The 24,154-nt window shown below is 31.5% G+C and carries 20 protein-coding genes; 5 read left to right on the plus strand and 15 right to left on the minus strand.

Annotated features, from left to right (window positions below; translation table 11 throughout):
• The first annotated feature begins 120 nt into the window (after window positions 1-120).
• On the plus strand, window positions 121-825 hold the full coding sequence (locus OREMA_RS0107540; protein WP_018248660.1) for a muramidase family protein: 705 nt from the start codon (window positions 121-123) through the stop codon (window positions 823-825).
• A 401-nt stretch (window positions 826-1,226) separates the two neighbouring features.
• Window positions 1,227-2,282, plus strand: coding sequence for a M14 family zinc carboxypeptidase (locus OREMA_RS0107550; protein WP_018248661.1), 1,056 nt, complete (start codon window positions 1,227-1,229; stop codon window positions 2,280-2,282).
• Window positions 2,283-2,434: 152 nt separating this feature from the next.
• On the opposite strand, the gene OREMA_RS0107555 is transcribed toward OREMA_RS0107550, so the two are convergent.
• The 12 genes from OREMA_RS0107555 to OREMA_RS0107610 form a co-directional block, all read right to left on the minus strand.
• Window positions 2,435-2,947, minus strand: a complete 513-nt coding sequence (locus OREMA_RS0107555; protein ID WP_018248662.1) for a ParB N-terminal domain-containing protein — start codon at window positions 2,945-2,947, stop codon at window positions 2,435-2,437.
• 382 nt (window positions 2,948-3,329) lie between these two features.
• The gene (locus OREMA_RS0107560) at window positions 3,330-6,068 is read right to left on the minus strand and encodes a heavy metal translocating P-type ATPase (protein ID WP_018248663.1); all 2,739 of its coding nucleotides are present in this window, start codon (window positions 6,066-6,068) and stop codon (window positions 3,330-3,332) included.
• A gap of 458 nt (window positions 6,069-6,526) precedes the next feature.
• Complete coding sequence (locus tag OREMA_RS0107565; protein WP_018248664.1) at window positions 6,527-9,115, minus strand: efflux RND transporter permease subunit; 2,589 nt, start codon at window positions 9,113-9,115, stop codon at window positions 6,527-6,529.
• Window positions 9,112-9,339, minus strand: coding sequence for a YgaP family membrane protein (locus OREMA_RS0107570; RefSeq protein WP_018248665.1), 228 nt, complete (start codon window positions 9,337-9,339; stop codon window positions 9,112-9,114). The genes OREMA_RS0107565 and OREMA_RS0107570 overlap by 4 nt, the downstream gene beginning before the upstream one ends.
• Before the next feature lie 65 nt (window positions 9,340-9,404).
• A complete protein-coding gene (locus OREMA_RS17385) occupies window positions 9,405-10,676 on the minus strand; it encodes a hypothetical protein (RefSeq protein ID WP_018248666.1) in 1,272 nt (423 codons plus the stop codon).
• A 31-nt stretch (window positions 10,677-10,707) separates the two neighbouring features.
• On the minus strand, window positions 10,708-11,514 hold the full coding sequence (locus tag OREMA_RS0107580; protein WP_018248667.1) for an outer membrane lipoprotein-sorting protein: 807 nt from the start codon (window positions 11,512-11,514) through the stop codon (window positions 10,708-10,710).
• 689 nt (window positions 11,515-12,203) lie between these two features.
• On the minus strand, window positions 12,204-13,277 hold the full coding sequence (locus OREMA_RS0107585) for an IS30 family transposase (protein ID WP_018248668.1): 1,074 nt from the start codon (window positions 13,275-13,277) through the stop codon (window positions 12,204-12,206).
• A 303-nt stretch (window positions 13,278-13,580) separates the two neighbouring features.
• Complete coding sequence (locus tag OREMA_RS0107590; protein WP_018248669.1) at window positions 13,581-13,832, minus strand: SHOCT domain-containing protein; 252 nt, start codon at window positions 13,830-13,832, stop codon at window positions 13,581-13,583.
• A 70-nt stretch (window positions 13,833-13,902) separates the two neighbouring features.
• Window positions 13,903-14,442, minus strand: a complete 540-nt coding sequence (locus tag OREMA_RS0107595) for a Spy/CpxP family protein refolding chaperone (protein ID WP_018248670.1) — start codon at window positions 14,440-14,442, stop codon at window positions 13,903-13,905.
• An 865-nt stretch (window positions 14,443-15,307) separates the two neighbouring features.
• Complete coding sequence (locus OREMA_RS0107600) at window positions 15,308-15,757, minus strand: hypothetical protein (protein WP_018248671.1); 450 nt, start codon at window positions 15,755-15,757, stop codon at window positions 15,308-15,310.
• Window positions 15,758-15,886: 129 nt separating this feature from the next.
• Window positions 15,887-16,525, minus strand: a complete 639-nt coding sequence (locus OREMA_RS0107605) for a class I SAM-dependent methyltransferase (RefSeq protein WP_018248672.1) — start codon at window positions 16,523-16,525, stop codon at window positions 15,887-15,889.
• 141 nt (window positions 16,526-16,666) lie between these two features.
• Window positions 16,667-17,899 (minus strand): permease, encoded by a 1,233-nt coding sequence (locus OREMA_RS0107610; protein ID WP_083900085.1) that lies wholly within the window; start codon window positions 17,897-17,899, stop codon window positions 16,667-16,669.
• A 190-nt stretch (window positions 17,900-18,089) separates the two neighbouring features.
• Here OREMA_RS0107610 and OREMA_RS0107615 point away from each other — a divergent pair, with 190 nt between their 5' ends.
• The gene (locus OREMA_RS0107615) at window positions 18,090-18,242 is read left to right on the plus strand and encodes a ribbon-helix-helix domain-containing protein (protein WP_018248674.1); all 153 of its coding nucleotides are present in this window, start codon (window positions 18,090-18,092) and stop codon (window positions 18,240-18,242) included.
• Between the two features lie 190 nt (window positions 18,243-18,432).
• On the opposite strand, the gene OREMA_RS0107620 is transcribed toward OREMA_RS0107615, so the two are convergent.
• Window positions 18,433-18,783: a four-helix bundle copper-binding protein gene (locus OREMA_RS0107620; protein ID WP_018248675.1), complete on the minus strand. Its 351-nt coding sequence runs from the start codon at window positions 18,781-18,783 to the stop codon at window positions 18,433-18,435.
• A 433-nt stretch (window positions 18,784-19,216) separates the two neighbouring features.
• On the opposite strand from OREMA_RS0107620, the gene OREMA_RS0107625 reads away from it, so the two are divergent.
• Together OREMA_RS0107625 and OREMA_RS0107630 are read left to right on the plus strand one after the other, a co-directional pair.
• Window positions 19,217-20,128 (plus strand): YIEGIA family protein, encoded by a 912-nt coding sequence (locus OREMA_RS0107625; RefSeq protein ID WP_018248676.1) that lies wholly within the window; start codon window positions 19,217-19,219, stop codon window positions 20,126-20,128.
• Window positions 20,129-20,131: 3 nt separating this feature from the next.
• Window positions 20,132-20,338, plus strand: a complete 207-nt coding sequence (locus OREMA_RS0107630) for a capping complex subunit for YIEGIA (RefSeq protein WP_018248677.1) — start codon at window positions 20,132-20,134, stop codon at window positions 20,336-20,338.
• A gap of 109 nt (window positions 20,339-20,447) precedes the next feature.
• On the opposite strand, the gene OREMA_RS0107635 is transcribed toward OREMA_RS0107630, so the two are convergent.
• Window positions 20,448-21,551 carry a saccharopine dehydrogenase NADP-binding domain-containing protein gene (locus OREMA_RS0107635; RefSeq protein WP_018248678.1) on the minus strand — a complete coding sequence of 368 codons (1,104 nt, stop codon included), beginning with the start codon at window positions 21,549-21,551 and terminating at the stop codon, window positions 20,448-20,450.
• A gap of 101 nt (window positions 21,552-21,652) precedes the next feature.
• Window positions 21,653-24,013: a heavy metal translocating P-type ATPase gene (locus tag OREMA_RS0107640; RefSeq protein WP_018248679.1), complete on the minus strand. Its 2,361-nt coding sequence runs from the start codon at window positions 24,011-24,013 to the stop codon at window positions 21,653-21,655.
• Window positions 24,014-24,154 lie beyond the last annotated feature (141 nt).

Here is a 24,154-nt window from a genome sequence, read left to right on the forward strand (position 1 = left end):
CTTATCTATAAGTAATTAAGTAGAATATTAGACTAATATAATTAAGATTAAAATCATTCCAATTTATTGCTTTAATACATATCATATAGAAAAGTCTAATATGAAAGGAGGATTTAAAAGATGGCCAATCAATCAGATAATCCTAATTGTCCTAATGCTTCAATATATACTATTCGACCTGGAGATACATTATATAACTTATCTCGTCGCTTTGAAATAACTCTAGATGAGATATTAAATGCCAACCCTGATATAGACCCAAATAATCTAAAGGCTGGACAAAAGATATGTATTCCTGTAGAAGAAATTTCCGGTAAATGCCCTACTGGATTTCTTTATACAGTTATCTTAGGTGATACTTTTTTTAGCATAGCACGCCGCTTTAATGTCTCAATTGATGCTTTAACTTCAGCAAATCCAGGAGTAAATCCTAATCAGTTACAAATAGGACAGGAATTATGTATTCCAGCTGCAACGCCACCAGTCAGACCCTGTCCAGGTCGCTTTTACACAGTCCAAGCAGGCGAAACTTTTACTAGTATAGCTAAAAAATTCGGTTATACCCTTGATGCTCTCTTAATCGCTAACCCCGGAATTGAATCAAAAGAGCTTAGGGCAGGACAAGAAATATGCTTACCACCAGCTCCTGGAGCAGGGCCAGTATCATGTCCTGGAGGATCAATTTATATTGTAAAACCAGGTGAAACTTTATTTATTATCTCTCAAAAATATGGTACTCCACTCAATGAACTAATAGCAGCTAACCCTCAAATTGAAGATCCTAACCAGCTAGAAGCAGGGCTTCCTATATGTATACCTGGCTAAATATATTTTTTTAGCACTTTAAAAAATCAAATAGTAATAAAAGCAAAGAAAGTCCCAGGAAGGGACTTTCTTTGCTTTTAAAAATTAATAGCTGAATAAAGGTAAAAATAAAATGATTATAATAAATATCCATAACCAAACATAGTTATCACCATAATGACCCATTTTTTAGATCCTCCTTCCTACTTTATCTAATACATATTATGATTCATAACAATAATTTGTCAACTCCAGATAAACTTACTTATTATGTAGTTCAAAGAGTAACCTAAGTAATTGAATATAAAAAAATAGAATAGAGATAATATAAAATGATTATAACTAATAAACCCAAAACAAATAAAGCTATATTAAAAGAAGTTAATAATTAATACTAAAATCTAGGTTGGAGTGAACTTAAATTGTACACATACAAAAAAACTTTTAGATTCATTGCTCTATCTCTTATCTTAATAAGCATTTTAGGATGTACAACTAAAAACTATAACAATAATTTCAAATCTAAAAAAGATAGCCCTCAAAGAAAAAAGCAAGAAAAAACAAATCCAGAAAATCTACCTAAAGATCCAATTATCACAGCAACTTCTGATTATACTTATAGCAAAATGAAAGAACAGATCAATCAGCTAAATAAACGTTATAAAAAAATAAAGACATCATCAATTGGCAATTCTGTAGCAAATCGCAACCTATACCTATTAAGACTAGGTAATGGTAAGAAGAAAATTGCAGTAGTTGGAGGCTTTCATGGAAGAGAAAGTATAACATCACTTTTAGTTCTTAAATTAATCGAAGACTATAGCAAAAATAAGAGCATAAATAACTACAACCTCAAAAAAATCTTAAATCAAACAAGCTTTTATTTTATTCCTATGATAAATCCAGATGGAGTAGAGATTGCAGTCAATGGTATCAAAAATTTAAAAGATAAGAACTTCTATATTAAAGCAAATGAAGGTAGTTCTAATTTTAAAAGATGGAAGGCCAATGCTAGAGGAGTAGATTTAAATAAACAGTTTAACGCAGACTGGGAAGAAGTAAAAGCAGAAGACCAGCCTCATTTCGCTCATTATAAAGGTTCTAAAGCTGAGAGTGAACCTGAGAGCAAAGCTTTAGCCGACCTAAGTAGAAAAGAAAGATTTGATGCTATTATAGCATTCCATAATAGCGGAAACGTGATTTATTGGTATTATAATCAAAATACTGACACCTATAAACGAGACTACCTTTTAGCTAAAAAGATCAGTTCTGTAAATCACTATAAACTCATAACTCCTGATGAAAGTAATAAGAAAGCAGCAGGCTATAAAGACTGGTTTATTAAAAAATTTAATAAGCCAGGATTCACAATTGAAATTGGCAATACAAAATCAGAAGAACAATTACCTGCTTTTAACTTAAATAAGTACTTTAAAGAAAATAGAACAGTCTTATTAGAGCTTGCTCAAAATATATAGATATATATTAAACTGATATTATAGAAAATCCCTCTTGCGAAATTACAATATATAAACAAAAATCAACCTTGATAATATTATCAAGGTTGATTTTTAGCTCTTATTCAATATCAATTTATCTTAATTACTTTAAACTAAGAATTAAAACAATTTCAATAAGGTAAATAGGATTTATCTCTTGAATTTCTTTCACTACATGTAGTACATTCCTCTTCTCTTTCTTCATATCTAGCATAGACATTAATACCAGTCTTTCTAGCTATACATAACCTATGCCTACCGTCTAACACACTATAATGACCACATCTAAACTCTTTTATAACTATAGGCTCTTCTTCAAATACTTCTACTAAATTCTCTAAATCCTTATTCCTACTAAATTCTAGTTCACCTTTAAGATAACTATCATAATCCTCCATTGCTTCTTTTAATCCAATACAATAATCAATTTCAAAATCAGCACTTGAATTATAACTATTATTCTTATTTCTTATCTTATCTAAATCATCTTCTACATTAGAAAGAGGTTCATCTTCATCAAAAAAACAGAATCCATATGCAAATTGAGCACAACGATTATCAAGGGTACTTTTTCTATCATGCCTTTCTAGAATTCTTTCAACTAATCTATTGTCTAGAATTCTAAGACTACAGATTTGATTCATATAAATCCTCCCCTCTTAATTATAGCTTTTTACATTATCAGCTTATAAGATAATCTCCTTAGCAAGATAACACATAGAACTTAGTAATAATTATTATCATATCTATCTTATTATTACACTTATTATTAATTTAATAACCATAAAATATTTTTTTATCAATCTATCAATCTTTATCCTTATATTTGAATAAAAAAATAATTTTACCTGCTAAATTATAAATATAAATTTAATTTAAACAATATCTAGCTTTAAACCTTTATTATTCTTTTTATCCAGCTATAATAGCTAAAAAAGTAATTCTCTACTTTAAATATTAACTTTGTCAAAGTATTATAAGTAATAAAAAGGATAGGGATTTCTCCCTATCCTCAAAGATAAACTTCTATTTAATTCCTACTACTTCATATCCAGCCTCTTCTACAGCAGCTGTTAACTTAACATTATCTACATCTGAAGAGAGCTCAACGATAGCTCTATTCTCATCAGCACTAACATCAGCTGATTTGACCTCAGCCATTGCTTCTAATTCTTTTTGAACACGACCTGAACAATGTCCACAACTCATTCCTTCAATTTTAATTGTTTTTTTCATCAATTTTTCCTCCTCCAAATCACTTTCTTTAATCTTATTAGCTTTAACAGTATCAACTCTAGATTGAGGTTTAAAACCTTTTAACCTCAAAGCATTAGTCAATACAGATACTGAACTCATTGACATTGCTGCTGCTGCAATCATTGGATTAAGTAATGGCCCTCCAAAGAGATGTAATAAACCAGCAGCAATTGGAATCCCTGCAGTATTATAGGCAAAGGCCCAGAATAGATTCTGCTTGATATTCCTAATAGTTGCTTTACTTAATTGAATCGCTGTTACTACATCCATAATATCATCTTTCATCAAGACAATATCAGCACTTTCCATAGCTACATCAGTACCAGAACCGATTGCCATCCCTACATCTGCTTGTGCCAAAGCTGGTGCATCATTGATACCATCACCAACCATTGCTACCTTCTTACCACTATCCTGTAACTTCTTAACCTCACTAGCTTTATCCTCTGGCAATACCTCAGCACGGACTATATCGATACCAACCTCTTTAGCAATAGCATTAGCTGTTCTCTTATTATCTCCTGTAATCATAGCAACCTCAATTCCCATCTGATGAAGAGTCTTAACTGCTGCTGCACTACTTTTTTTAACTGTATCAGCAACGGCAATAATCCCTGCTAACTCTTTATCAATTGCCATAAACATCGGTGTCTTACCTTCATTAGCAAGTCTATCAGAATCCTCTTGTAAGCTTACGTTTATTTCTTTATCATCCATTAACTTTCTATTTCCAAGTAGGATTGACTTTTCTTCTATCTCTACTTCAATTCCATGGCCTGGAATCGCCATAAAGTTATCCAATTTCTTAAACTCTACTCCTACTTCTTCAGCACCTTTAACAATAGCTTCTCCTAGTGGATGTTCAGACCCCTTCTCTGCTGAACCTGCCAATGATAATAACTCCTCTTTAGAGTAATCATTAACTGTTACCACATCAGTAACCTTTGGCTTTCCTTCAGTAATAGTTCCTGTCTTATCAAAGACAATAGTCTCTATCTTATGAGCTGTCTCTAATGGAACTCCACCTTTGATTAATACTCCATTCTCTGCCCCTTTACCAGTACCAACCATAATTGCTGTTGGTGTTGCTAAACCTAAGGCACAAGGACAGGCAATTACTAATACTGAGATGAAGATTGTTAAAGCAAAAACTGAACCTGCTCCTGTTAAATACCAAGCAATTCCTGACAGAACAGCAATTCCAATTACTACAGGAACAAAGTATCCGGCAATTATATCTGCCATTTTGGCAATTGGAGCTTTAGAACCTTGGGCCTCTTCTACTAGCTTGATAATCTGAGCTAAAGCAGTATCCTTACCAACCTTAGTAGCCTTGAATTTAATAGTTCCATTCTTATTAAGAGCAGCACCGATCACCTTGTCGCCAACCTTCTTCTCAACTGGTATACTTTCCCCTGTTAACATTGATTCATCAACAGCAGTATGACCTTCAACAATAGTACCATCAACTGGAATCTTCTCTCCTGGCTTAACTAAGATGATATCTCCTACCTCCACCTCTTCAATAGGGATAGTCATCTCTTCGCCATCATGGATTACTGTAGCAGTTTTGACTTGTAAATCCATCAGCTTCTTAATCGCTTCTGATGTCTTACCTTTAGAGACTGCTTCTAAGTACTTACCTAATAAGATTAAAGTAATGATTACTCCTGCGCTTTCAAAGTACAAATTCATAGCATATCCAACATCTCCAATAGATATTCTAAATATAGCATAAATACCATAAAGAATAGCTGCTGATGTACCAATAGCTATCAATGAATCCATATTAGGATTACCTCTAAATAATGACTTAAAACCAACAGTATAGAACTTATAACCAGCTATCATCACTGGAATAGTTAATAGTAACTGCACTAAGGCGAAATTCATTGGATGAGCTGATGGCTCTATAATATCAGGAATTGCTAATCCTACCATATGACCCATAGAAATATAGAATAATGGTAATGTAAAGATAGCAGCAGCAATGAATTTCTTCCAAAGAGTCTCTATCTCTTTATTCTTTCTCTCCTTATCGGCATCAATTCTTTCTCCTGCTTCAATCTCTAAGGCTTCATATCCCGCTTTAGTAATAGCATTCTTAATCTCTGAAATTCTATTTTCATGGGGATTGTACTTAACCATAGCCTTCTCTGTAGCAAAATTAACATTTACCTCTTCAATTCCCTCTAATTTATTAACTTCTTTTTCTACAGCAGCAGCACAGCTGGCACAAGTCATACCACCTATCGGTATATTTATCTCTCGTAATTCAACCTCATCTTCAACACCATAACCAGCATCTTTAACCGCTGCTTTAATGTCTTCTAATGTATTTGTGGAAGCATCAAATTCTACATTTAATTTCTCCGTAGCAAAGTTAACATTTGCTTCTTTAACACCAGCTAATTTATTTACATTCTTCTCAACTGCAGCTGAACAACTAGCACAACTCATTCCTGTTACTTGAATTGTTTCTTTCTGCAGTGCTTTTGCATCTCCCATCCTTATCCCTCCTCTTATTTTATTATTCCTTATCTATAATAAAATATTTCTATTATACCCCCTCTGGGTATCTTTGATTAATGCAATAATATCATAGATAAGAGATTATGTCAAGAACTTTGAAAATTAGCACTCCTTGTAATGAGTCCGATTATCAAAACCATTCATTAGTGGACTTATCTATAAACTCCCTAATTCCTTCTATATATATTAATTATTTAAATTATACTAATAACACTTTAGCAATAGATATAGCTTTATTAACATATTTCAATTATATCTGTATACCCCACCAAGGTATCTTTAGATTTTAAAAGTATTTATTCTTCTCTAGCCAAACATGGAATATTAGACATAATAAATACCTTAAAGCAAAGATATGCTTAAAAATAAAAATATCAAAAAGGGCATTCAACAGAATGCCCTTTTCTTCTTTCAATTAATCTTCTTAAATATTCCTATCTGTCTTTAAATAAATATTTCTTTAAAACAGTAATTAAAGCTGGTAATATAAATAAAGTAGCTAGTGATGAAACCCCTAAAATAGTTGCTAATAAAATTCCAACAGTTTGATAAGGCACCAATGGAGCAAATAATAATGGTAAGAATCCAATAGCAACAACCAAAGCATTTCTCGTAATGGCTCTTGCAGGCTCATCAAACATTTTTGCTATAGTTTCTTTCCATGATCCTAGTTCTTCATATAACTCTCGACTACGCTCAATAAAGTGGATAGCAAAGTCAACTGCTAATCCTAAGGTCAAGGATGAAAGAACTGCTACTGGCATATCATAACTCTTACCAACCAAACCGATCATTCCATAAGAGAAAGCTACTGTAACTGTTAATGGAATCATACTCAATAATCCCCAGAATGGTGAACGGAATAGAATACTCATAATTATTAATACAATTACAAAAGAACCAAGTAACGACTTCAACATTCCCATTACCATCTTATTCTGCCACACTACATTTACATAAGTCAACCCGGCCCAATTATACTCTAATCCAACTGGTGGAGGATTTTCTGCTATCCAAGCATCAACCTTCTCTACCACCTTCTGCATATTTTGATTGTCACCTTTTTTAAGCTGAACCCAGATATTTGCACTACTATAATCTGGTTCAACAAAATGCCATAATTGATTTGGATTATGACTATTTTGGAAGGAGATTAAGCTTTGTCCTATTCCACCTGCAGAATCAGGAATTTGATAATATTCTTCTTTTCCTTCTCTTAATTCTTTATAAACCTTTTTGACCACATCTGGCAAAGAACTGGTCTTTCCTACATCTTCAGTACTTTCTAGCATCTTTTGAACTTCAGCTATATACTCCAATACTTCTGGTTGTTTAAAAGTTTGATATTTTACCTCTAAATCATCTAAAGCATAACTTAAATCTTCAATGGCCCAATCTAAATTCTCTTGCTCCTTTGTCTTAATTTGATTAATATAAGTTTTAAGCTCTTGCAGCAATTTCTTCTTATTAAATTCTTCGGCTTTAATAGCTTTGTCATATCTATTATTAATCACTTCTCTTATCTTATTCATTTGGGTATTAAATTCTAGATAGATCTCTTGGATAGCATCGACTTCCATTAAGATTTCATCTTTAGCAGTTTTTAGTCCTTCAGCACTATCTTTACTATCCCAGACCATATATGCCATATAAGTTCCACCAAAGTGTTCATTTAATACTCTATCAGCTTCACGTAAAGGGTGATCTGCTTCAAACCATTTTACCGGGTTATCATTGACCACAATTTTAGTAATACCATATCCTGCAATAGTAATAACAAGCAAAGTAATTAACAGAATAACCTTAGACCTTTTATAAGTCATATTACCCAAAAACTTAAGAGAATTATCTAAGATTCCACCTTCACCTTCATCTGCTGCACCAAAGTTCTTCAAAGATTCTTCTTTAATGAACATTGTATAAGCTGGTACAAAAGTAATTGTTAAGATCCATGCCATCATAACCCCTACAGCTACAAAAATTCCAAAGACCTGAACTGGCGGAATTGGTGTTAAGGCTAAAGAAGCAAACCCTACACTAGTAGTTAATGAAGTATAAAGCATAGGAACAAAAAGCTCATCCATTACCTTAATAATCGTCTTACGCTTATCCTTAATATGCTGATACCTATCATAAAATTCACTTAGAATATGGACTGAATCTACTACAGCAATTGGCATTAAAAAGATTGGTATCATCGAACTCATAATATGTACTTTAAATCCTAATCCAATCAATAACCCCATAGTAGTAATCACACTGATCATAGCAACAATCATTGGTGAAATAATCACAGATATCTTCTTAAAGAAGAACCATAATAATAAGAATATAATTAACATCGCTAAAGGTGCAGAAATAGCCATCTGCTTAAACATCTGCACTCCAAAAGTATCCTCAGCTACAGGCAGACCACTGATATAATAATTATCTGCTGAATTCTCAAATCTATCAATATAAGATTGAACTTCACTAGCAACTTCATAACTTAAATCTTTACTTTCAATTGGGATATAAATAGCTAAAGCTTTTCCATCTTCAGAGACCATAGTTCCTTTCAAAATAGGGTTATCCATAGACTCATCTCTGATCTTCTCAGCTTCCGCTCTTGTTTTAGGTGGCTGATCCATCAACCAGTTAAAGTTTACTACACCTAATCCACCTTGCTCAATATTATCTTGGGTAGATGGTGCAATGATATCTGAATCAATTACCCCTTCTATCCCTTTAATCTTATTGGTTATTTTATATACCTTCTCCAAAGTATCAGGATTAAAGACACCATTAGGATCTTTATCATTGACTATCCCTACTACTACCATATCATATAGCTCAAATCTTTCTTTGACCTGATCATTAAATACCCTAACAAATTGCTTTTCACTTAACATATTTTCAGGATCGGTATCCACCTGAATTTTAGGAAGCTGTATTGCTAAAGCAATTGTTAAAATTAAAAAGAATATTACAACTGTTTTGGGTCTATTAACAGCAAATTTCGTTACTTTCTCTTTAAAGTTCATTCTTTATCCTCCTCTCTTATAACAGTTTTACAATTATATTCTGGCAATCCTAATGCTCTTAATAGAGTAATCATTGGACATTTTTTAGTAAATGCTGACTGAAGAAGATTTAGTCCTATAAAAACTGTAAAATAAAACCAATAAGGACTATAAAAAACCCCTAATAAAACTGAAATCAATACAAAAGCTCCTGCAATAGCACGCAAAGCATCATTAATAGTCATTGTTAGATCAACCTCTCTTAATTATAGTAATATAGGAGGTAGAAATGCCTCCTACCCATTTAAAATTAATAGCTATACCTCATTCTCATATAAAGATTAGAATTATCTTCCAATTGACCAAAGAAGGTGTAGTCCTGCTCACCTAAGAAGATATTTGCTCCTGCACTAAAATTGATATTATCTGTCCAATCATAGCTAAACTGTGGTCGTAAATAAGCATCTTTATCACTTAAAGAATAAAAAGTAAACAAGTCAGTACGTATTGTCTGTTTATTAAATAACTTAGTGAAGCGTAAGGTTATTTGCTCATTATTCTCTTCACTTAAGTATGGATAATTAGCTCCTAAGCTACTTACATAAGCATCATAATCCTCCATATGTTCTAGATTGTATTGCACACCTACACTAAAATCATTACCCAAATCTCTACTATAACCAATCAAAGCTTTGATTGAAGAGTTTGGAATATTCCATTTATCCCCAGCTTGATCATCAGCAGAATCATAATATCCAAGCTCTAGATTAGCTACTCCACCCATAACATTATTTCTCCAGCTAGCACCATATACATTCAAAGGAGCAAACTCTAAACCATTCCCGGCTTGATTAGCATTAGGCTCTTTATAAAAACCTTTATAAGCATAAAAGGCTAATTCATTTCCTTGGTAATTCTTCTTTACTCTTAAGGCTAATTCTCCATTCTCCCAATCCTTCTCAGGTAACTTAGCAGAAAATTGAGGATTCTCCAAATTTGCTTCAATATTTCCTCCTTGGCCAGGATCAAAGAAGGTTAAACGTTCACCTTTAAGATAATTATCGGCTGTAAAACTTGGGCTCCAAACTACATCAACAATTGCCCCTCCTTGAGGAAAGAAGGAAAATTTAATTGAATCTGATGGTGCCTTTAGATACTCTTGATCTCTTCCTAGGAAGAAAGATTGATAATCTTTAGGAAATAGATCATTGATAAAGATTAAATCTCCTGTTCCCCAAGTTAAGACTTGACGTCCAGCTTTTATTTCAAAATTAGCTGATGGATAAGCCCAAATATATCCCTCTCTTAACTTAATATCAGCTTGATCTGTAATATTATCTTTAATAATATCTGCTTTAACTTGAAATTCTCCATTATAACCTAAAGCACCCCAATAACTTAACTGTGCTCTAGTCTCATATAAGAGTAAGTCATCATTAATATAATCAGGACTATCATATCTACCACCGATTGAACTTTCTACAAACCCATGGAAAGGCAAACTTTCTGCCGATACAGTTCCTATATTTAATACTAACATTACTAGTAATAATAAGAATGTATAATTTACTACTCTCTTCATATCATAAATCCCCCTTCCTGTCATCAAATACTCATCTCAATAATCTACGTGGTGGACGTCGTAAATAACGTTCTGTAAAGATGTTCTCAGAAATACCTAAATTATACTGAATATTACTAAATCGATTAATAGTATAAGCTCCAGTCTTTACATCTTCAGCTTTCATAGTCATAATAGTAGGATAACCTTCAATATTCTCTACCTTTTCTGCTGTAATAACTCGATATAACTCTTCTTGTTGATTATAATATTCAGACCTAACTGGAATGAAGTTATCCTTATTAATCCACATCTTATAATAAGCAAATTCTACATTATTCTTATCCTTTGGTATCAATTTTAAAATATATTTTCCATTCTCTTCTCCAATTAGCATATGTTTATCATCAGTTAGATTTCTACCAGAGATATCTTCATAGGTAAAGTGAGAACCCACAAAACTAGAACGCTTATCTGCAGCTGAAACTCTACGTACCAGATCTAAAGCAGGCAGATACAACCATCTATTATCCTCTGTACTTGGCCTCTTATCTACCATAAAGACCATCTTTCTTACATCAGCTGGTTCTTTAAAATAGGCATAATATTTTTGTTGACCATTATCCTCAATATCCTTTCTTAACATAGTCAATCTTCTAACCCTTTTTCTCCCTTGAGCATCAACAATAGTCATCTCTACAGTGGCCTTGCCATCTTCACCTTGATAATAAGCTGCTGTATAAGTCTTGTTTACAATTTCTTCTACACTTAAATCTTTAGCTGAAACCCTTTCTTCACTCAGCACTAGACCTGTAAATAATGTTATGATCAATAATCCCCATGATATTTTTTTAAACATTTTTTTCTCCTCCTCTATTCATTCATTTATTTATGTATGATATTTTTAAATTTAACATCAAAGTTTCATTATCCTAATATTACAAAAGTCTATTCCACCTTTTATCTCTCTTTTTTGCTAAGATTTTATTTATTAAAACTCCATAATATTTCACACTCCTCCTTTCCTATAAGATTTACGATCTATTCCCGATTCAAACTTTTCATACAAAGATTAAAAGCGAAAATCTTTTCTATTAATTTAAAATGTCTTAAAGTATCTAATATTTACTGTCCTATATTAATATTAACATTTACTTATCACCATTAACTAACATATCAATTACACAATAGTTACAAATTCTTTTATCTGATGAGTTAAGCAGATATGATTAATTAACATAGTTCAATTTTTGCTTTGTTTAAACAATAATTTTTTACTCTAAAATTCTAAAATCAAAAGAAAAGACTATCCATGATCTCTAAAAGACATAATTAGTTAATAAGAGCGTTTATATCCTTCTATCGTTATATCTAGATTAATGAATATATTTTTTAAAAAAATATGATAATGATTATCATTTGTACTAATAGTATACATAATAAAACCACTAATGTCAATAAATAATTTTAATGATTTAAATCTTGAGAATTGCAATATAAAATGCACGTTTTTTTGTGAAACACTTATACCCCATATAATATAAACTTTTAAGCTACTTTTAATTTATTTTCAAAAACTTCATTCGAAGTTTTAAAATCAAACATCTTTCTTGGGTAGTTATTCATCCATTGTTGAATATTTTTAACCTCACTCGTACTAATATCTTTAAAACTGCTTCCTTTTGGCAAAAACCTTCTAATCATCTTATTTAAATTTTCATTACTACCTCTTTGCCAAGAACAATAGGCATCAGCATAGTAATGATTAGTTCTTGGTATATTACTTCCTGTAAATGAAGTCTCTATTCCTTCATAATCATAAAATTCCCGCCCGTTGTCTGTTGTTATCGTCTTAAATAACTCTCTAAACCTTCTTACACCTATTCTTCTTTCAATTCGATCTAATCCATTTATAACTGCTTCTTGAGTCTTATTAGATATTTTTTCTATTATCTCTTTTCGACTATATCTTTCTGTTAAAACTAGTAAGAATGGCTCTCCTTTTCCTTTTTTACCTTCTACTAAGTCCATTTCCCAATGACCTAACTCTGTTCTTTTATTAGCTTCCTCAGGTCTATCTGATATCCTTCTGCCATCTTTTCTCCTCTTAGTTGATTCCTTTTCTTGTCTTTTAGTACCTTTAGATTTTTTATAATTACCATAGACTAACTCATCTCTATTTACCATCAAGATACCTTTGTCTATATAATTGTATATTGTTTTCCAATGTAGCTTAATTTCAAATCTTTCATCTTCCTGTATTTGATTAGCAATTACTTCTGGAGACCATTTATCTTGTTTTATTTTTCTTTCTATAAATCTTGCTAACTCATGTTCCTTAGCTATTTTTATCTTAGTTCCTTTAGCTGTAGCATTTTTATCATAGACTTTTTGCGCTATTTCAGCATCATATTCTATTCTTGTCGTATAATCAGAATTTAATAATTTTAATTCACCTTTCTTAAGCTCTCTACTTATTGTTGTTCTATGTTTTCCTAACTCTTTTGCGATCTCCTTATCTTTCTTACCTTGAATATTATATAAATGCTCTATTATTTTCCTATCTTCCAAAGTTAGGTGTTTTCCTTTTTTACTTTTTCTGTTATAATTATTTTGACACATATTTTAATACCTCACTTTATGTTATTTGTGGTTATTTAACATTATATATGAGGTATTTCTATGTGTCACTTTTTATTTTTTGATCTACCTGTGCATTTAATTATACAATGCTCCAATGATTTAAATCTTAATACTAATCACTGTTACAATATCTAAATCACAATAGGATTTCAGATATGTATCTTAGCCTATTGTTTATATAAACAATAGGCTAAGTATAAATTTAATATTCTAATTATATTAATATACCTTATTGTGTTATTCATAAATAAAAAACAAACTTTCAACTATATAACCTACAAATTAACTCTTTATTTCCTCTTTAATCTCTTGAAACTCCTCTTTACTAATCTCTCCTTTTGCATATCTCTTTTTTGCAATCTCCAAAGGATCCTCTTTTACATCTCTTCTATAAGTTTCAACTCTATTTGTAGACTTATTAGAATTTCTTAAAAAATAGATTACTATAGCAATTATTGCTATCCAAAATATCCCCATCATTAACATTCCACCTCCAAAAAAACCTCTCATTCCATAACCCCAGCCATGCATCATAATCTATCACTCCCTTTAGAAAATAAATTAGAGGTTTAATTAAACCCCTAATTTATTAATTATTTTTTTATTACCATCCCATCATACCATTATTACCATGCATCATATGACCGCCCATCATACCACGACCACCCATATGACCTCTAAATCCTCTTCCACCCATCATGCCAAATCCATTCATCATACCAAAGCCCATCATTCCATAATCCTCTATAAGATCTAACTGTTCATTAGTTAATATATCTCTCATCTCTAAACGCATCTCTGTCATTAAAATAGACATCTGATTTCTAAGCTGATTAACCTCTGCTTGTAATTCTAATATCTCATTACGCTTAGCATCTTTATCAAAATATAGATCTCTCAAATCTCTTCCTTTATCCCCTAAGTCATCCATTAAATCATCCATTTGATCATAATATTTATCTTGTAACTCTTCGATCTTATCCTCTTGTTCCCTTGATAGATTTAAGTCATCATGATAATTATTATTTCTATAAGTATTTCTAGGCCCTTGATTAAATCCATTTCCTCCACCATGGGCAAAAGCATAGACTGAAATTCCCAATACCATCGTCATCACTAATACAAAGCTTAAACTTCTTCTCATATTTATCTCCTCCTTATTTTTTAGCGAATATTTAACATTAAAAAGTAACTGTTTACTTGTTAATGTTCCCTTCACTCTTTAATCATATTATAGACTACAAATATTAAGAAAGTATTAAGAAAATATCAAGATTATTTAAAGCTTTTAAAAATATAACCATATTAAAGAGTATTTCTTAAGAAATTTAATTTTAATTTATAAACGATCAAATTTTAAACCAATTAATACAAATGATCAATTTTAAATTATTTTCTACTAATGATATAGCAATCCAACCTTAAAGTGAAATAAAAATAAACTAAAAACTTTGAAAACACGAATGGTCACACGCCCTGAAGAAGGACCTTAGAAATTAAAATCCCGCGAAGGGTTGTGTTTTTAAACCTGAAGAATTTATTTTATTTTCTAAGGAAGTACTCTTGGAGTAAATCCATCACTGGCTAATTCTCTAGCTCTTTAAAAAAGACCATTAGCAATAAATTTGCTACTAGCCAATAGCCGCTAGCTAAGTACTATTCGTGTTCATTCCCATCCCAAGAGTATTTCCTCGGAAAAATCATCCTCGGGGCATGGTAAAAATAAGGTTTTAATTTACTTTAGAGTTGTTTCTCTATATGTCTTAAACCAGAAAGAATATTAACCTGAATAAACAGGTTAATTATAGCATCTGTAAATTAATCTAATCATTTTTGCTCATTTATAATTTCAATGATATTAGGTGAATTGAAGTCAAAAAAGTTTTAAATCTCAATTAATAGTATCTAGAATATAATAAATTGTGAATAAATTCAAAACTTATTTCAATTAATTTGACAATCTAACATAAATAAAAAGACCTCCATCATGGAAGCCTTATACTTATCTATTAATTAGAAAAAACCCTTTTTAAAAGATATCTTGCAATTATAAATCCTAGTGGCAAAAGTACTAATAATTGAATTACAGGTAATAAACCTATGTTAGTTGCAGGAAATAAAGGCATGTCAATGCTATAGCCCCAACGATTATTATATAAGGCATGAACTTCAAAGAAGAAGCTAACAAATAAAGCATATAAAATACTTATAACAATATCTTTCCTCTCCCACCTCTTCATAAGCCAATTCTTATCATTATTTACAAAGGATAATAACAGAAATAATACCAAAGCAATATTAACATCACCAATAGTAGCACTAACCATTAATTCTGTATGCTCAAAAGAACTCTGCCCCTCCATTGTATAAAAGATACCACATTGTACATATTCCCAAATCCCATGTAAAATCAATTGTACAATAGCTACTATAACTAAATTTTTAGCAAATTTTTTCATATCTTCCTCCCTACGATAAAATAATTAACCTTCATATATAAGTTATAGAAAGATATACTTAATACCTTTATGAACATATTCCAAAATAAGCTATAATTTTTTATAATTAATATACAACTCCTAACTAATTTAAGGACACAGAATTAACTCTTTAACTACATCCAATAATAAATTCTCCTCCTTAATAATTTCTAACCCTGCCTTATTTATATTTTTTATAGTCTCACGATTAATATTTGCTCCCCAAGTTAATAAACTAATCCAATTCATACTATCCATCAGATATCCTAAAGGCTCTTTTTGACTACGCATATGCTCTAACATTAGAATCCTACCATTATCTTTACAGACTCTTTTTAACTCCTTTAAACCCTGTACTGGGGCAGGTACAGAACAGAAAACACAACTAGTCACGATTATATCAAAATAATTGTCTGGAAAGTCTAACTGCTGTATATCCATCTCTTGTAACTTAATCTCAACATTTAATTCTTCTGCTCGTTTTTTAGCCTCTGCTAACATTTTATCACTAAAATCTACACCGTAGACTTCAATATCTTCAGGATAATAGGGAATATTTTTGCCAGTACCAATCCCTGCTTCTAATAACCTAACCCCTTCTTTTTCTTTGGCTATAGCTTCAACTTGTTGCCATAATTTTTGACGCCAATCTCCCATTCTTCCTTTTTCCATCATTGCTTCTAACTTATCATAAATTGGTGCAATCCGATTATATCTATGTTTGATTTTATCTGTTTTTTTAGACATAACTAATCTTCCTCCTTTAAAGGTATCCTTATTTATAGTTTGCAGAATTCAATTTCATTATTAACTCTAATCACCTATATAATAAAGAAATCCTCAGCTGATTATTCATAATAGTATCAGCTAAGGATGATTATAAATTTATTAAATTGCGATATAAGAGGCCAAGCCTCCTATTAAAATTAGAATAAATGCTTTAGTAAATAGACCTTTAATATCTAAACTATTATTTTCTTCTCCATGGTCCATATCTCCATGACTATTTTTCTCCTTCAGCTGTTTTTTATAAAGATAAATCAAAGCTCCTGCTAAAGCTACAAATAAAATATTCATCCAGAAAGTATAATCTATCTTAAATTGAGTCATTTCAGTAATTACCTTATTACTATCTGGAACAATCCCAATCACAGAAAATATCCCATTTAGAATTAATGCAGTTAGAATAATACTTAAATACATAATTCCAGCTATATAAAAAGCTATCTTCTTACCATAATACTTAGCATTGACTGCAACTAAAGGCGGTACCATCAAATCAGAATAGATAAAGCCCATAATTCCAGCAAAAAATACCCCGTTAGCATTTAAGACTGTTGCCAGTGGAATATTTCCCATAGAACCAATAAAGGTCAATGCTGCTACAAAGGGAGCTACTAAAGCATTCTCAATGGCAATTACCCAAGATGGTAATAAATTAGTATAGTCCATTAAAAATATTTTAGACCAGATATCATCCGGGATAAACACAGCTACAAAACCAGCAATAGTAAATCCAATTAATATCTCTTGCCAGACCATCTTCCACTCCATCACAAAGTTCTTAGCAACTAAATTCCAACCTTCTTTACTGGTGATTCTTTTCTTCCAATCAAAATCATCCTCTGCTAAATCTGTCTCACGATCTACCTTCCTTTTAGCAGCTTCAATTAAACTACCAGGATAAGTAAGCTTAATTAAGATACTACTAATTGCTATTAAAAGAAATCCACCAATAATCTCGGCAGCTAAAAACTCCCATCCTAAAAAGATTAAGATTAAAATTCCCAACTCTATTACCAAATTAGTTGAGGCAAACATAAAAGCTACTACAGTAATAAAATGAGCCCCTTTCTGAAGTAATGCTCGTGCTGCTGACAAGGCTGCAAAAGAACAAGATGATGAAACACCACCAAAGATAGTAGATAGTGAGATACTTTTAAAATTAGCTTCACCCATATATTTAGTTAACTTCTTCTTAGGAACAAAGCTTTGAATCATACTACTGATAAAATAACCCAAGATAAAAGCCCACCCAGCCTTCCAGAAGAAACCAAATGCAGTTATAGTTGCTTTTCCATAAAGCTTCCAAAAGTTATTAATAAGTATCTCCTCCTTCATCTAGTAAAATAAGTAGTAATAGTTACTATTATAATATTTGAAGAAAGAGATAATTTTTCCTGCAAAGAAATAAAAGCTTATACCTCAAATTCTTTAATATTATCTTCTAAATTCTGAGCAAATTTTATTAACTTTCTGTTAACCTCCTTATTAAAATAATGTAATTATTATTGACTTATTTGTTAGGGGTATGTCAGATTTAACTACTAGAAAAAGAATTACCACTACTTTAGATAAAGGTTTAATTGATAAATTAGATAATCTTTCTAAAGAAACTAGAATACCTAAATCAAAATTATTTGATGAAGCTATTAAGGATTTACTTAAAAAACATAAAAAATAAGGTCAAGACCGTCCACTCTTACCACAGGGCAAGCCACAGTGCTTTGCGACTGGACTTTAACTTCTATCACTCTCAACTATTGAGTATATTATAAAAACTAAATATTAAGAAAGTATCAAGATTATTTAAATCTTTTAAAAATAAAAAAAGAGCAGACTGAAATAGCCTACTCTTCTCTATAATAACATAATTACCCTTGTACCATATTACGACACTCTGTAGCACAATCACGACAAACCTGAGCACAAGTCTGACAATGATTATCTTTAAACTTCTCACATTCAACTGCACAAGCATCACAAATTTCAGCACATAAACCACAGATCTGTTTGGCAAATCTACTATTACCTGCCATATATTTAGCTGATAATGCACAAATATCAATACAATCTAATAGTAATCCTATACAATCTACTCTAGCATTTACATCTGGTTCATGTAAGCAGGCATCTAAACAAAATTCGCACTCAGTCATACATTTGTTGCAGATATCAATACATTTTTGATATCTATCCATATGGGTTTGCATTGCTGTTGTCATATTTAATCCCCCTTAGTTATTTAATTCATAGATATTATCTGATTAGCCAACACTATTTATACTGTAATTTAATACCACTTAATACCAAAGGTAAATAACTTTAAAAATAATCATGAATTATTAACTTATCTACATTCTATTCTTTTCTTAAATCTATCCCATAAAAACTACTTAATAGAACATACTAGTCTAAATCAACAATTTTCACAAATAATCTAATAATAAAAAGATTAAGATTATAACAAAAACAAAGTTGTAATCACATACTTCTTAACCAGGTAACTAAGCCCTCCTTATCAACTTTTACTCTAATATATATACTTCTTCATTATCTTGTTCATTTTATTCTTTAATTCTATAAGTTAACTAGTATAATATTAAGATCTATTCAACAAACTAAATTTTAACTAGTAATTTAGAAAGGAAATGATCTATGAATAATGAACTACTCTCCCAAAAGTATATTATTTTAATAATAACATCAATTATAATGGGAACTTTAGCCCGAATAATTACCATCAAAGAAGATTATCGCCAATATCCAAGCTACCCTAATGGCTATCTAATCCATCTTATCACTGCCTTTGTTGCCGCTGCATTAGGTGCAGTAGCTATCCCTGCTCTACTCACTAAAAACTTTGTAGCAGTTACCTTTCTGACTCTAGCTATCCAACAGTTTCGTGATATCAGAAAGATGGAGCGTAATAGCCTTAAAGATTTAGAAGAGACTGAATATACATATAGAGGTTCGGCTTATATTGATGGAATTGCTAAGACCTTTGAAGCAAGAAATTACTTTGCTTTAGTTATCTCCTTTGTTACAGCACTAACTATTCAGTTACTAAATCATAGCTTAGCTTTGGTCAATATCATCAGTGGTATCAGTGCAGGATTGATTACAATGATAATTTTAAAGAGATTCTCTAAAGGAAAGACTGTTGGGGATATAGCTGAGGTAAAGAAAGGAAAGGTAGAAGTAAGGGGCTCAGAACTATATGTAGATAATATTTATATCTCTAATGTTCTAGGTAGTGAAAATGCCCGTAAGATGTATCAAAATGAAGGAGTAGCAGCAATTATCTATCCTAAGGAAGAGCATTTTAGAATTACTCTAGATAACTTTGGTCAGCGTCAAGCTATACTTTTTGAAGCTACTCGTACCTTAGGAGTAAAACGCTATCACTTCACTAGAAAAGAGTATCAACAGGGACGAGTAATTATCTCATTAGTCCCTATCATTCAAGATACTGATGCTTTAATTGAAGCTATTAAAAAAGCTCCTCTATTGGAAAACGTTAAAAAGAGTCATAAAGTTATGGATACCAACTTAATAGGGAGGAAATAAAAGATGGGTAGAGAAGCCAGCATGCGACCAACTTATCAAATCTTAGCCTATATTACCACCGATAAAGAGAGAATATTAACTGGAGGAACCTTAAACTTATTTGCTAAAAATAAAGAAGAACAACAAGAACTAACTAAAGATATAGCCAAAGCCATGAAAGCAGATGTAGTAGAACTACATTGTGGAGATTATATGGTAATTAAAGTTTAAAAATAGTAACATAAAAAATTAGCCACAGAATTTAGTCTGTAATTGCTTAATTTAATATAATTAAATATAATAGCAAGTTAAGATTTATCTTCTATTTATAAATATCCAACTAAAAATTATCTATAGTAACTTCCATCCCTAACTCTTTTAATCTTTCTAAATAACCTCTTGATGCTACAACATAGCCCATAAAACTACTTCCTACTTTCTTAATTTCACCATCAAAAATCTGTAATACTGCAGCAACCACTGGAATAGCTGTTGCTAAATACATATCAGTTTGTTCTAATAATATTGAAGAATTTTCTAAAGATCCGTTTTTCTCTCCAAGAGCCTCAATTTTTAGAGCTAATCCAAAAGGAGGTCTAGTGAAATATTTATTAGCCCATGAAAAGAGTCTTACACCTAAATTTAGAGTACTTTCCAAATGGCTTAAGTTTAATGTTTTCCAGATGAAATAAATTCCATCAGCAAAAGGATTTATTCCTGCTTGATATGTACTTAACTCTTCAAGATTCAATTTATTTGGAATTTCCTCTAATTCTGAAAGATAAACAGGTACTGCTATTCTTGTTTTAAATTTATTACTAAACTTTATCTTTTTCATTGCAAAGGGTGATGCTTTTTGCCAAGCATTATTTTTATAAATAAGTGCTGTTTTCCCAGCGTGTGAAATGATATCATAGACTCCACCATAAGGTATATTTTTATCGCGATACAAAGAACTAATCTTCATCTTCTTTATCGAATCATAATAACTTCCTACAAGGTGAGCTAACATTGCTGGACAACCTGGAATAATGCCTGCTCCAGTTAAAAATATTAGTTTTTCTTCTTCTATCTTTTTTGAATATTCTTGCAATACCTGATATTTTTCAGTATCCGCATTTAAATCAATATAATTAATTCCTGCCTCTAGCGCTGATTCTATCACAATTCTTTCTTGACCATCTCTATAAGGAAAAGAAACTATAACTAAATCACAAAATTTAAATGCCTCCCTTAATTCTTCAAAATTTCCAGCATCAACCTTAAGAGCAGATACTCTATTCTTATGAAATTTATTATTTAATTTCTTAGTTTCTGCTTCTGCTTTAATTAAATTTCTTCCAGCAATTATAATTTCAATTCTACTTGTATTGGCTAATAATAGTTCTGCTATATAACTCCCTGCTTTACCGTATCCACCTAATATAAGTGCTTTTTTCCCCATATATAACTCCTCCTAACTTTTATTAACCTTTCAAAAAAATATAGGATGCAGTAATATTTCTGCATCCCATAACCGGTACATTTAGTCATCATAAAACATATTTAAACTTTCATCCTAGTAATTCTCATTGCATTCAATACAGCTAATAATGCTACACCTACATCGGCAAATACTGCAAACCACATATTAGCTAGCCCTAAAGCCCCCAGTAAAAGCACAATACCTTTAATTCCTAAAGCAAAGATAATATTTTGCCAAACTACACTTCTAGTAAACTTAGCTACATTAATTGCATCAACTAGATTACTTGGTTTATCCTTCATTAAGACCACATCAGCAGCCTCAATTGCTGCATCAGAACCTAATCCCCCCATAGCAACTCCAATATCTGCTCTAGCCAAGACAGGAGCATCATTGATACCATCACCAACAAAAATTAACTTATCATCTTCATTAGTTAATAACTTCTCTACCTCACTGACCTTATCTTGAGGTAACAATTCAGCTCGATAATCATCTAATCCTAAATTACCAGCTACACTTTTAGCAACCTTCTCATTATCTCCTGTTAACATCACTATCTGTTCTATACCAAGCTCTCTTAAACCTTTGATTGCTTCTTTAGCATCTTCTTTGATACTATCAGAGATTAAGATATAACCTAAATATTTATTAGATACAGCTACATGAACTACTGTTCCAGCCTTATCAGGCTTAATATATTCAACCTCTTCTCTTTCCATAAGTTTATGATTCCCTGCTAATACCTCTTTATCATCAACAATTACCTTTAATCCATGACCAGCAATCTCTTGATAATTGCTAAATTGACTATTATCAATTTCACCATCATAAGCCTCTAAAATAGATTTAGCAATTGGGTGATTAGAATTACTTTCAGCTTTAGCTGCGACTTCCAAAAGTTCTTCTTGATCAATGCCCTCTGCTGAAATAATATCTGTCACCTTAAAAGTACCCTCAGTTAAGGTACCAGTCTTATCCATCACTACTGTTTTAACACTATTTAACGCCTCTAAATAATTACCACCTTTAACCAAAACACCTCTTTTTGAAGCTGCTCCAATCCCCCCAAAAAAGCCTAAAGGAATAGAAACCACCAAAGCACAAGGACAAGAAACAACTAAGAATACTAATGCTCGATATAACCAATCACTGAAGCTAGCATCTGTAATAAATAAAGGTGGTAATAAAGCCAAAGCTAAAGCAGAAAATACAACAACTGGTGTATAATAACGAGCAAACTTAGTAATAAAATTCTCCGTAGGAGCCTTTTCACTGGCAGCATTCTCTACCAACTCTAAGATCTTATTAACGGTAGATTCACCAAAGTTTGAACTTACCTTAACGATTAATAAACCTTCCTTATTAATAAATCCACTTAAAAGTTCCTCACCTTCTTTAACCTTACGAGGAACAGATTCTCCTGTTAAAGCAGAAGTATCCACCATAGACTCTCCTTCAATAACCTCACCATCTAAAGGAACCTTCTCCCCAGGTCTAACTACAATTATATCTCCAACCTCAACCTGATTTGGATCAACCTTCTTAACCTCACCATCAAACTTTAAATTAGCATAATCAGGTCTGATATCCATCAAAGACTTAATAGAACGGCGAGAACGATTAACAGCTATATCTTGAAATAACTCTCCAACCTCATAAAATAGCATTACTGCTACCCCTTCAGGAAACTCCTTAATTGCAAAAGCCCCAATAGTGGCGACACTCATTAAGAAATTTTCATCAAAAATCTGCCCTCTAGAAATATTCTTAGCAGATCTAGCTAATACCTTCCCTCCAATAGTTAAATAGGCTATTCCATATAGAGCTAGTTCGCCCCAAAGATTCAACTTTAATAATAAAGCAGCTATAAAGAAGATCGATCCAATCCCTAATCTAATAAATTCAGCTTTCAAATTACCATTATCACCGTGTGAATGACTATTAGACTGATCATGACTACCACTTATCTCTTCTTCAACTCCTACACCAGGCTCTACCTGCTGAATTATTCTTTTAGTTTCTGCAACAGCAGACTCTAGCTGACTAGAATAATGTACTTTTATTTTTAATTTTTGAGCTGCAAAATTTAACTGAGCTTGACTAATCTCTTCTAATTTATTAAGCTTTCTCTCAATTTTAGCTGCACAATCAGCACAACCTAAGCCTTGTAAAACTAATGTCTTTTCATTCTTACTACTTTGACCTTTAATCTTAGCCTTAACTCCTGGTTCTATCTCATCAACTAATTTAGCTATCTTTGTGGCAACCTTATCTATATCACCACTAATTTCAACTTCTAAAGTCTTCATAGCAAAATTCATCTTACTGCCCTTTACCTCTGCTAATTCTCCAACCTGTTTTTCTATCTTATTAGCACAGCTAGCACAGTTTAGTCCTTCTAATATAAATTTTTCTTTACTTAAAGCTCTTGCTTCCATCGCCTAATCACTCCCCCTACAAAAATATCTGAGTAACCACTCATATATTAAATAAAAATATATAACACTCTTCTATATTCTTAATAAAATATCTGAGTGTTTGTTCATATTTATATTATATTCTTATTTGCTTATAATGTC

This window comes from Orenia marismortui DSM 5156 (genome assembly GCF_000379025.1).
Taxonomy (GTDB): Bacteria; Bacillota; Halanaerobiia; order Halobacteroidales; family Halobacteroidaceae; genus Orenia; species Orenia marismortui.

Bases quoted from the DNA above. Each gene is read 5' to 3' on its own strand.
- OREMA_RS0107540 (WP_018248660.1), top strand. From the start codon at position 121: ATGGCCAATCAATCAGATAATCCTAATTGTCCTAATGCTTCAATATAT.
- OREMA_RS0107555 (WP_018248662.1), bottom strand. From the start codon at position 2,947: ATGAATCAAATCTGTAGTCTTAGAATTCTAGACAATAGATTAGTTGAA.
- OREMA_RS0107560 (WP_018248663.1), bottom strand. From the start codon at position 6,068: ATGGGAGATGCAAAAGCACTGCAGAAAGAAACAATTCAAGTAACAGGA.
- OREMA_RS0107565 (WP_018248664.1), bottom strand. From the start codon at position 9,115: ATGAACTTTAAAGAGAAAGTAACGAAATTTGCTGTTAATAGACCCAAA.
- OREMA_RS0107570 (WP_018248665.1), bottom strand. From the start codon at position 9,339: ATGACTATTAATGATGCTTTGCGTGCTATTGCAGGAGCTTTTGTATTG.
- OREMA_RS17385 (WP_018248666.1), bottom strand. From the start codon at position 10,676: ATGAAGAGAGTAGTAAATTATACATTCTTATTATTACTAGTAATGTTA.
- OREMA_RS0107580 (WP_018248667.1), bottom strand. From the start codon at position 11,514: ATGTTTAAAAAAATATCATGGGGATTATTGATCATAACATTATTTACA.
- OREMA_RS0107585 (WP_018248668.1), bottom strand. From the start codon at position 13,277: ATGTGTCAAAATAATTATAACAGAAAAAGTAAAAAAGGAAAACACCTA.
- OREMA_RS0107590 (WP_018248669.1), bottom strand. From the start codon at position 13,832: ATGATGCATGGCTGGGGTTATGGAATGAGAGGTTTTTTTGGAGGTGGA.
- OREMA_RS0107595 (WP_018248670.1), bottom strand. From the start codon at position 14,442: ATGAGAAGAAGTTTAAGCTTTGTATTAGTGATGACGATGGTATTGGGA.
- OREMA_RS0107600 (WP_018248671.1), bottom strand. From the start codon at position 15,757: ATGAAAAAATTTGCTAAAAATTTAGTTATAGTAGCTATTGTACAATTG.
- OREMA_RS0107605 (WP_018248672.1), bottom strand. From the start codon at position 16,525: ATGTCTAAAAAAACAGATAAAATCAAACATAGATATAATCGGATTGCA.
- OREMA_RS0107610 (WP_083900085.1), bottom strand. From the start codon at position 17,899: ATGAAGGAGGAGATACTTATTAATAACTTTTGGAAGCTTTATGGAAAA.
- OREMA_RS0107615 (WP_018248674.1), top strand. From the start codon at position 18,090: ATGTCAGATTTAACTACTAGAAAAAGAATTACCACTACTTTAGATAAA.
- OREMA_RS0107620 (WP_018248675.1), bottom strand. From the start codon at position 18,783: ATGACAACAGCAATGCAAACCCATATGGATAGATATCAAAAATGTATT.
- OREMA_RS0107625 (WP_018248676.1), top strand. From the start codon at position 19,217: ATGAATAATGAACTACTCTCCCAAAAGTATATTATTTTAATAATAACA.
- OREMA_RS0107630 (WP_018248677.1), top strand. From the start codon at position 20,132: ATGGGTAGAGAAGCCAGCATGCGACCAACTTATCAAATCTTAGCCTAT.
- OREMA_RS0107635 (WP_018248678.1), bottom strand. From the start codon at position 21,551: ATGGGGAAAAAAGCACTTATATTAGGTGGATACGGTAAAGCAGGGAGT.
- OREMA_RS0107640 (WP_018248679.1), bottom strand. From the start codon at position 24,013: ATGGAAGCAAGAGCTTTAAGTAAAGAAAAATTTATATTAGAAGGACTA.